This is a genomic window from Pseudomonadota bacterium, from assembly GCA_027624955.1.
Classification (GTDB): domain Bacteria; phylum Pseudomonadota; class Alphaproteobacteria; order UBA828; family UBA828; genus PTKB01.
Genome location: JAQBTG010000007.1, coordinates 92,365 through 102,541, shown reverse-complemented (window position 1 = coordinate 102,541; position 10,177 = coordinate 92,365). Strand labels below are relative to the sequence as shown.

General features: G+C 58.4%; 9 protein-coding genes and 1 pseudogene. 8 read left to right on the top strand and 2 right to left on the bottom strand.

The window, feature by feature from the left end; translation table 11 throughout:
* The first annotated feature begins 82 nt into the window (after positions 1-82).
* From O3A94_04560 to O3A94_04545, 4 genes are all read left to right on the top strand, one after another.
* On the top strand, positions 83-997 hold the full coding sequence (locus O3A94_04560) for an OmpA family protein (protein MDA1355524.1): 915 nt from the start codon (positions 83-85) through the stop codon (positions 995-997).
* A 268-nt stretch (positions 998-1,265) separates the two neighbouring features.
* Positions 1,266-2,078 carry a creatininase family protein gene (locus O3A94_04555; GenBank protein ID MDA1355523.1) on the top strand — a complete coding sequence of 271 codons (813 nt, stop codon included), beginning with the start codon at positions 1,266-1,268 and terminating at the stop codon, positions 2,076-2,078.
* Between the two features lie 28 nt (positions 2,079-2,106).
* Positions 2,107-3,234, top strand: coding sequence for a ring-opening amidohydrolase (locus O3A94_04550; protein MDA1355522.1), 1,128 nt, complete (start codon positions 2,107-2,109; stop codon positions 3,232-3,234).
* 16 nt (positions 3,235-3,250) lie between these two features.
* Positions 3,251-3,646 (top strand): gamma-glutamylcyclotransferase, encoded by a 396-nt coding sequence (locus O3A94_04545; protein MDA1355521.1) that lies wholly within the window; start codon positions 3,251-3,253, stop codon positions 3,644-3,646.
* On the opposite strand, the gene O3A94_04540 is transcribed toward O3A94_04545, so the two are convergent.
* Positions 3,643-4,572 (bottom strand): DMT family transporter, encoded by a 930-nt coding sequence (locus tag O3A94_04540; GenBank protein MDA1355520.1) that lies wholly within the window; start codon positions 4,570-4,572, stop codon positions 3,643-3,645. The genes O3A94_04545 and O3A94_04540 overlap by 4 nt on opposite strands.
* Before the next feature lie 57 nt (positions 4,573-4,629).
* Complete coding sequence (locus O3A94_04535) at positions 4,630-5,556, bottom strand: DMT family transporter (GenBank protein ID MDA1355519.1); 927 nt, start codon at positions 5,554-5,556, stop codon at positions 4,630-4,632.
* 161 nt (positions 5,557-5,717) lie between these two features.
* Between O3A94_04535 and O3A94_04530 the strand changes: the two genes are divergently transcribed.
* The 4 genes and pseudogenes from O3A94_04530 to O3A94_04515 all read left to right on the top strand — a co-directional run bounded on the left by O3A94_04530 (position 5,718) and on the right by O3A94_04515 (position 10,177).
* The gene (locus tag O3A94_04530; GenBank protein ID MDA1355518.1) at positions 5,718-6,950 is read left to right on the top strand and encodes an acyl-CoA dehydrogenase; all 1,233 of its coding nucleotides are present in this window, start codon (positions 5,718-5,720) and stop codon (positions 6,948-6,950) included.
* Between the two features lie 10 nt (positions 6,951-6,960).
* Positions 6,961-8,274: pseudogene (locus O3A94_04525) on the top strand (four-carbon acid sugar kinase family protein).
* Entirely contained in the window at positions 8,271-9,548 is a 1,278-nt protein-coding gene (locus O3A94_04520; GenBank protein ID MDA1355517.1) for a four-carbon acid sugar kinase family protein, read from the top strand. Before O3A94_04525 ends, O3A94_04520 begins: the two are co-directional and overlap by 4 nt.
* Complete coding sequence (locus O3A94_04515; GenBank protein MDA1355516.1) at positions 9,545-10,177, top strand: aldolase; 633 nt, start codon at positions 9,545-9,547, stop codon at positions 10,175-10,177. The genes O3A94_04520 and O3A94_04515 overlap by 4 nt, the downstream gene beginning before the upstream one ends.

Genomic DNA, 10,177 nt, shown 5'->3' with positions numbered 1-10,177 from the left:
ACGGCATTTCAACAGCTTAATCTACGCTCACCGACCCTATCACGACACGCCGTGAATAATCCGGGCTAAGGAGAGAATGATCATGGAACTTAAGCTGCCGACCAAAATTAAGAGAATGACGCTTGCCAACAGCGCTGTGCTGATTGCCGGGCTGTTGGTACTGGGCGCCTGTTCGGGCTTCGGCCTACAGAACGCGCGCAGTGTACAGCCCACCGGCGGTGCTTTCGAAACCGCGCTTCATAGCGAGTACATGGTGCAGGCCGAGGGCGAATATTCAGAATTCGACTATGAACGTTCGGACATTTTCGCCGAGCGTGCTGTTGCATCGGCTAGCGGCAATGCCCCGGACCCCCTCACATTGGATAACTGGGATATTCCTGAAGCCAACATGGACGAGCTGAGCAAGGCGCGTGATCGCCTCGTGTCAGCCCTCGACGCATCCGGCCGCACAAAGGCGCCGGGCAGTGCCGCACATGCTCAGGTCATGTTCGATTGCTGGGTGGAAGAACAGCATGAAAATATTCAGCCCGAGGATATCGCAGCTTGCCGCAACGGTTATTATGGCGCCATCGTGGCGGTTGAGGGCGCGCTGCGCGTAGCCCCAGAGCCGATGGCGGCTGAAGAACCGATGCCCGAGCCGATGCCGGCGCCTGAGGTCGAGATGCCGTCCACGCACTACGTAATCTACTTCGATTTCGATAGCGCAGAGATTAGCAAGGACGCGACCGGCACCCTCGGCGACGCGGTCGCGGCGACCCGGCAAATGAAGTACAATAATGTTACCGTCATGGCGCATACCGACCGTGCCGGCGACATGGGGTACAATCAGGACCTCGCGCAGGAGCGGGCACTTGCCGCCATCGACACAATGCGGCGGTTCGGCGGTGTCAATCTGAACATCAATATCAAGAACTTTGGCGAGAACCAGCCGGCGGCCAAAACCGTCGATGGCGTCAAGGAAGGCAGAAACCGCCGCGTCGAAATATTCCTCGAATAGCCGGGAACGCGACGAACGAAATGAACGGGGTCGGCCTAGTGCCGGCCCCGTTTTTTTGTGCCCACAGATGGGTACGGGCCGGCAATCGGAAGCCCTCCCCGGCATCGCCGCCCATCGAATAAGCTTCACGCTGCCCATCGGCCGATGATACGGTTTTGGCGAATTCGGATAGCAGTTGGAGATTAGCCGCCTGACTTGAGCAACTGACCAAACATTGGGCAACTGACCAAACGAAATACACCGCGCGCGACTTTGGAGGAACAAGCCGATGAAGTTCGAATGGAAAAAAGGGACTCCGGTCCTGTGGGAGGAGTTTACCTGGGAAGAAGTCGAAGAATATGTCGAGCGCTGCAACATGGTGATTATACCAGTTGGCGCGATCGAACAGCATGGTCCTCATCTTCCCCTGTCGACAGATACGGCACAGGCCATGGAGATTTCAAAGCGCGTATCCGCCAATACGGGCGTTCCTATGATCCCGCCCATCTCAGTCGGAATTTCTCAGAGTCACGGCAATTTTCCAGGCACCCTGTGGCTGCGCGCCGATACGATGATTCGGGTTCTCTACGACTTGTCCACGGCGCTCTACGAGACCGGAATCCGGAAGTTCTTTTTCATCAGTGGGCACATGTACAACGACTGGGGAATCAAGAGCCTCCGCGATCACTTCCGCTGTGACTATGACGATGTTCAGATCACGACGGTCAACTATTGGCTCACCGCCGAAACCCGCTTCGCCGAAGACTGTCCTGAGAACAAACATATCCACGGAAACTTTGGCGAGACAGCGCAGATGCTGGCAATCCGCCCCGATCTTGTAAAGATGGACCGTGCAGAGGACGTGCCGGATTTTTTTACTCTGTTCGACTATCGTTTTGATCAGGTGTCGCCGAACGGCATTATCGGCGGAAACGCGACAGGTGCGACGGCTGAAGACGGCAGGATAATGCTGGACGCGTTCGAGGCGAGTATCACCGAAATGGTGCTCAAAGGATTGGCAGAAAAAATGCCGATCCCCGGGGGCTACCAGCGTAAAAACAAAGACCTTCAAGTGAAGAAAAGGCGGAGTTGGAGTAGCTAACCAAGGCACCAACCGAGGGGAGAAGAACATGGCGAAAGTTCAGACTGTTGGCGTACACAAGATCCCGATGTCATCGCCGAGCGATGTCTCGGGCGTCGATGCATTGATCGACAGTGGAGAAATCAAGCCGGAAAACATCGTCGCCATCGTGGCCAAGACTGAGGGCAACGGATTGGTCAATGATTTCAGCCGGGGCCTCACGGAGCTCTCGCTCAAGATCATGTTGTCGGAGCGCATGGGTATATCCAGAGACGACGTCGCCGACCAGATTTCGATGGTGATGTCTGGCGGCTGCCCGGGCCTGATGAGCCCGCACTACACGATTTTTACTAGCGAATGGGGAGACGGCGAGGAACATCTCGACAAGCGGCTGGTTGTCGGCGTCGCCTATACACGTGAGCTGTTGCCGGAAGAGATCGGCCGGATGGGCCAGATCGAAGAAGTCGCCAAAGCCGTTCGGGACGCGACCAAGAGCGCCGGTATTACCGATCCGGCCGATATACATTTCGTCCAGGTGAAGAACCCGCTGCTGACCAAACCCCGGATCGCCGACGCCAAGGCGCGCGGGCAAACGGTGGTGACGGAGGAAACCGGTGTCACCTATCACGGCTCGATGTGTTACGCGAACGACGCATCGGCCCTCGGCGTTGGGCTTGGAACCGGCGAAATTGCGCGCGACAAACTCAATGACGACATGGTGCGGAAAGATTTCTCGCTCTATTCGAATGTCTCGTCAACATCGTCGGGCGGTGAAAAAACCCGCGCCGAAGTCGTCGTTATGGGCAACTCGACCAAATCGGCCAGCCCGTTCAGAATCGGACACAGCATCATGAAAGACCTCATTGATGCGAACGGCGTCAAAGAGGCGTTGCGCAGCGCCGGGCTCGATTTCGCGTGCTGTCCTTCGGATTCGGATCTCAAGAAAGTGGTGAACGTGCTCGCCAAAGCCGTCGTGCCCAGCCACGGGCAACTGCGCGGACGGCGCTTCGCCATGCATGATGATTCTGATATCAGTACCAAGCCGGCCCGCGCCGTCGGCAATGCTGTGATTGCTTCGGTTATCGGCGACACCATGAATTATGTTTCGGGTGGCGAGGTCGATTCCCATTCCGGCCCACCCGATGGCAACCCGGTTGCCGCCATTATCCATGTCTGAATCAGGGAAACGCTCCATGTCATTTGAACTGTTCGTCAACGGCACTTTGATGCGCGGCCTCAAGCTGCATGACAACCTCGCCGGCGCGGAGTTTCTTGGGGAAGCGGTCACAGAGCCCGTCTACCGCATGTATTCGATCGGCGATGTGCATCCCGGCATGTTCGAAGTTGCTGAGGGCGGCGTTGCCGTAAAGGGCGAAGTTTATTTGGTGCCGGACGATGTGTGGGCCGCGATCGAGGCCGGCGAGCCGCCCAATCTCTATCGTGGCGAGATCAAACTCGCCGACGGCCGGCGACCGTTGGGCATTCTCTTTCCGCAAGCGTTGGCCGAAGGCCATCACCGCGACATATCAGAGTTTGGTGACTGGCGGGCTTATATGGCCAAAGCAGGCGGCACAACCGACAGCGGCTAGCGGCCGCGCAACGACATAAAATTCACCAACACCAAGCTAGCGCCGATCAACACCAGCGCCGCCCAGATCCACACGCTGTGCGCGTCGCTAAATAGCCAGATGCCGAGGCCCATGCCGGTCAAGGTGGCAACATAGTTCACCATCGAGAAGAACACCGGGCCGGCGCGCTTGATCAATTCAAAGATCAGATAGAAGGAAAGCGCATTGTTGGCCATCGCCGCAACGGTTGCCCAATGTCCGTCACCAAAATCACCTTCAAACGCCCACCATTCTCCGGTTACCGCCATCACGGCCAGCATCGAGACCGACGCCACAAACATCAAACCGCCGGCGAACTGTACTGAATCGCCGTCGGGCGGGCGCAGCAACGCGACAGAGATGGCGTTCAGCGCATAACAGAGCGGCGCGGCAAAGCCGAGCACCACCCACCCGACCATCTCCCTCGAAGGCAAGCTCGTCGCCGGCAGAAGAACGAAGAGAACGCCGGCCAAGCCCAGGAGGATGCCGAAAAACCGAATGAGCCGGAAACTATCGAGGCGAAATACCAGAGCAAGCGCATAAATCGACACCGGAACAAGTGACAGACCGAGGCTGAGAATTCCACTCGGCACCTTGGACGCGACGAAGGCGAAAATTAGATAGGGAATGGTCAGGTTGAGCGTACTGGCGACGATATAGACACGCCAATGCGGCCAACTCATGGGCGGCAAACCGCTCGTCGTAAGCGCCAAAATCAAGAGGATGGCGCAGCCGCCAAGCGATTGCCAAAACACATAAGGAATAAACGGCACGCCATTGTCCGTGGCGACACGGTTTAACACCAGCACCAGGGCCAGCGACAGCCCAAGGATGAACAGCATCAATATTGGGATGGCACCCGGGCTACGCCAGGCGGCCCGTGCCGCATCGGACTTGCTATCAGCCATGAAGAATATTCTGCCCTGTATGTTGGGCCGAAAAGTGGTGCGGTGTGCGATCCATAATCACCGTGTCTTACCCCGGTTCACCAGATACAGGCCGGCCAGCACAAAGGCGATCGCCAACCATACCCACATGGTATGGCGCTCACCGAAAACGACAATGCCAAGCGCCACGCCGATCAGCATTGAGATATAATTGACGCCGCCAAAAAACACCGGGCCAGCCAAACGGATCACTTCGAAGATCAACACCAGAATCACCGCATTGTTGACCATGGCCGCAAGTACCATCCAGTGACCTATGCCGAATTCGCCGCCAAACGCCCACCATTGGCCGCTCGCCGCCATGATCACCAGCATGATGACGGTCGCTGCGATGAGCAGACCGCTGGCGAGAGAAAGCGATGGCGTCGCCGGCGGGCGCATCAGCGGCACAAGAACCGCACGGAGCGCAAAACTGAGCGTCGCCACCAGGCTAAGCGCCAACCATCCCGCCATGCCGGGCTCTGGCAGGCTGGCCTTGGGCACGAGAATCAACAAAACGCCGACAAGGCCGATACAGATACCGCCGAAGCGCATCAAGCCGAAGCGCTCTAGCCGGAAGGCGAGCGCCATCAAATAAATCGCGCCTGGCACCAGGGCAAGGCCGATGGGCAACAGGCTGGCGGGCAGCTTGGGCGCTACGTAAGACAGCACCAGATAAGGTATCGCCACATTGAGGAGCGCCATCACCACATAGATGCGCAAATGCGCGCCCGTCACGGCAGGCAATTGGCGCAAGCCCGCCGCCCCGATGCAGAGAATCACCGCCGCGCCGGCCGACTGCCAAAACACATACGGGATAAAAGGGACACCGTTGGTCGTGGCGAGCCGATTCAAGATAAAGCTCACGCCAAAGCAAAAGCCGAGGATAAACAGATAGATCATCGGCAGGGCGCCGGAGCGTACAGGGCGCGCGGCGGAAATCGGCACTGGCTTAGAACTGTTCACATCTTGATCCGAAATAGCGGCGAAGGCGCCGCCGCACGACTGCCATTGTCGCGCCTCCACACGAATATTGATAGCCCGCCAATTGTCGGCGCCGGGCTTGGAGCAAATCCCCAGCAGTGCTAGAAAGGGGACGCTGCAATTGTCGATACGGAGAACAATCCATGAGCGAGCCAGCCGCCAACGCGGCGGACGTGAGGGACGCGAGCAAACCCCACAAATCTTCACGCCCGATTTTCCGGTGGGAAGACCCCTTCCTGCTGGAGGAGCAATTTAGCGAAGAAGAACGCCTGGTGCGCGACACGGCCCACGCCTACGCCCAGGAACAGCTCATGCCGCGCATTCTCGAAGCGAATCGGCATGAACATTTCGACCGTGAGATCATGAATGAGATGGGCGCGCTTGGCATGCTAGGCGCGACCATCGAGGGCTATGGCTGCGCCGGCGTGTCTTATGTGTGCTACGGCCTGATGGCGCGCGAAGTCGAACGCGTGGATTCCGGCTACCGCTCAGCCATGAGCGTACAGTCGAGCCTCGTGATGCATCCGATCAACGCCTATGGCAGCGAAGAGCAAAAACAAAAATACCTGCCCCGCCTGGCGACCGGCGAGTGGGTTGGCTGTTTCGGACTGACCGAGCCAGATCACGGCTCCGATCCGGGTTCGATGAGCACACGCGCTAAAAGCTGCGACGGTGGTTTTCTCTTATCAGGCGCGAAAAACTGGATCACCAATTCGCCGATTGCCGATGTTTTTGTCGTCTGGGCCAAGAACGATGACGGGGTCATACGCGGCTACATCCTCGACAAAGGCATGAAGGGGCTGGCCGCGCCCAAGATAGAAGGCAAATTTTCGCTGCGCGCCTCGATCACCGGGATGATCCAGATGGATCAGGTCTTCGTCCCGGCGGAAAACGAGTTACCCGGAGGTTCAGGCCTAGGTGGCCCGTTCGGCTGCCTCAACCGGGCGCGCTACGGCATCGCCTGGGGCGCGCTTGGTGCGGCCGAATTCTGCTGGCACGCGGCGCGGCAATACACGCTCGACCGCAAGCAGTTCGGCCGTCCATTGGCCGCCAACCAGCTCATTCAGAAAAAACTCGCTGACATGCAGACGGAGATATCCATCGGGCTGCAATCCTGCCTGAGAGCCGGACAATTGTTCGATCAGGGACGTCTTGCGCCGGAAACAATCTCTCTGATCAAACGCAATTCCTGCGGCAAAGCGATTGAGATCGCCCGCATAGCGCGCGACATGCACGGCGGCAACGGTGTCTCCGACGAGTATCACGTCATTCGCCACGTCATGAATTTGGAAGCGGTCAATACCTACGAGGGCACACATGATGTGCATGCCTTGATCCTGGGCCGGGCGCAGACGGGCTTGCAGGCATTTTTCTAGCGGAGGGGGCATGGCAAAAAATAGCCAGGTGAAAACGACGACCAAGAGGAAGAAAAATACCATTCTCCTCGGCGCTATCGCTGACGATATCGCTGGCGCAACCGATCTTTGCCAAATTTTGGTCGGCCAAGGTATGCGCACGGTTTAGGAAATGGGCGTGCCTGGTAAAAATCATTCGGCGCACGATGCGGACGCGGTGGTTATTGCCTTGGCCACACGTACGGGACCGGCAGAATCTGCGGTGCGGCAATCTCTCGCCGCACTGCGCTGGCTGCAAGGACGCGGCGCAAAACAGATTTTTTTCAAATACCGTTCAACTTTCTCGTCCACCAACCGCGGCAATATCGGACCCGTTGCGGATGCACTTCTGGACGCCATGGGCGAGGACTTCACTGTGGTTTGCCCGGCATTTCCCACCGCCGGACGCACTCTCTTCCAGGGCCATCTCTTTGTCGGAAATTTGTTGCTATCCGAATCCTTCATGCGCACCCATCCGATAACGCCCATGAAGCAGTCAAATTTGATCAAAGTGTTGAGCCGGCAAACCGAATATAAAGTCGGCCTCGTACCTCACGAGGTGGTAACCGTTGGCCAGGAAGCGATTAGAAATCACTTGAAACTGCTGCGTGACGCGGGCCACCGCTATGCGATCGTGGACGCAGTGTCCGACCGTAACCTAGTGGATACCGGCATCGCTTGCCGCGACATGAAACTGGTCACCGGCAGCTCTGGATCGGCGCTTGCTTTGCCAAAAAACTTCCGCCGGGCCGGGCTGTTGGGCCCCGATTCGGGGGCCGATATACTGCCTTCGTCAAAGGGGTATTCGGCGGTGGTGGCGGGCAGCTGCTCGCAGGCGACGCTGGCGCAAGTAAAATATATGAAAAATCACCACCCCTCGTTCTACGTCGACGGCATGAAGCTTGGCGGCAAACAGGATATCGCAAAGGAAGCGTTGGACTGGGCCAAGCCGAAGTTGGCGGACGGACCGGTACTGATATACTCAAGCGCTGAAGCGGACGTGATCAAGAAGGTGCAGCGCAAACATGGCGTTGTGAAATCCACTGCATTAATTGAGAAGTGCTTGGCAAGAATATCCCGAGATTTGGTCCGGGCCGGCGTCGGGCGATTGATTGTCGCTGGCGGCATCACGGCTTCCGAATCATTGAAGGCTCTCAAGGTCCAGTCACTTCGTATCGGCCACGAGATTAATCCCGGCGTGCCCTGGACCACGACATTCGACGATCCGCTGATCCATTTGGCGCTCAAGGCCGGTGATTTTGGTGAAGCGGATTTCTTTACGCGGGCATTTCGCCTCTTAAAATGACGAGCAAAAACATTCTGTTGGGCGCCGTGGCCGACGACATGACCGGCGCCACCGACCTCTGCAATACACTGGTCGCCGGCGGCATGCGCACGGTGCAGATGATCGGCGTGCCAAAGGCCGGTGATCATGTGCCGAACGCGGATGCGGTGGTAGTGGCATTAAAATCACGCAATACCCAACCTGTCAGGGCCGTGCGCGCTTCACTCGAAGCGCAGGATTGGCTCAAATCCGCCGGCGCCAAGCAGTTTTTCTTTAAATATTGCTCGACCTTCGATTCAACGCCGCGCGGTAATATCGGCCCGGTGGCGGACGGCATGCTGGAGCGCGCAAAGGGCGACATCACCATCGCCTGCCCGGCCTTTCCGACCAACGGACGCACCGTCTTTCACGGCCATCTCTTTGTCGGCGATGTGCTGCTGTCGGCCTCGGGTATGCGCAACCACCCACTTACGCCAATGCGGAACGCCAATCTGGTGGAAGTGCTGGCAGAACAGACACCCTATGGCGTCGGTCTGGTGCGCTGGGAAACGGTCGCCAAAGGTCCGCAAGCCATTCGCGAGGCGCTGGCGCAATTGCGCCGTGAGGGCGTGCGCCACGCCATTGTCGATGCGCTCAGCGACAAGAACCTGATCGATATCGGGCGCGCGGTAGCGGATTTCAAACTGATCACCGGCGGCTCCGGTATTGCCATGGGACTGCCGGCCAATTTTCGTGCATCCGGTGCGCTCGGCGGCAAGGCAAGCGCCGCCCGGCTGCCGGCCGCAGGCGGTCACGCCGCGGTCCTTGCTGGGAGCTGCTCGGAGGCGACCTTGGGCCAAGTGGCGCGCATGAAGGCCAAGGCCCCGGCGTTCTACATCGACGCCGCCCAGCTTGGCGGCAAACGCGACATCGTGGCGGAAGCTCTTGCCTGGGCAAAGCCGCAATTGGGGCAACAACCGGTTTTGATATATGCCAGCGCGCCGCCCGCCGAGATCGCCAAGGCGCAGCGCAAACATGGCCGCGACAAAGCCGGGATTCTGGTTGAGCGCGCCCTCGCCAAAATCGCCCGGGGCCTAGTCAAGCAAGGCGTCGGCAGGATGGTGTTGGCCGGGGGTGAAACTTCTGGCGCCGCCGTCAAGGCGCTCGGCGTGCGCGGGCTGATGATCGGCAAGCAAATTGACCCTGGTGTGCCGTGGACCATGAGCCTTGGCGATAGGCCGCTTCACCTGGCTTTGAAATCCGGTAATTTCGGCGCTCCTGATTTCTTCACCAAAGCGTTCACGGTCCTGGAGTGAACGAATCAACGCTGCGCGAGCAGATCGCGCTGCACGGTAAATCGCTGTTTGAGCGCGGCTATGGCTGTGGCGCTTCCGGCAATATCAGCCATCTTGTTGAAGATGGTCTATTGGTCACGCCGACCAATTCCTGCATGGGACGCCTCGACCCGGCGCGTATTTCTAAGATATCACCTGACGGCGAATTATTGGCCGGAGACAAGCCCTCCAAGGAGGCGTTTCTTCATCTCGCCATGTACCGCGAAAGGCCGAACGCCAAGGCCATCGTGCATTTGCATTCGACCTATTCAGTCGCGCTGTCTTGTCTCGCCGATATCGACCCCACCGATATGCTGCCACCGATTACCGCCTACGCGGTGATGCGCGTCGGCAAGCTTCCGTTGGTGCCGTATTTTCGCCCAGGCGACATGGCGCTCGCTGAAGCCGTGGCAAAACTCGCCAAAGCGCACCACGCTGTTCTCCTTGCCAATCACGGCCCTGTGGTCGCCGGCAAGGATTTGGATAGCGCCGTTTATGCGGCAGAAGAATTGGAAGAGGCCGCCAAGCTCCATCTCCTTCTACGCGGCTGCGACGTGCGCCTGCTAACCGCCGAACAGGTCGCTGAATTGCGCGAAACTTTTCCATCCTGA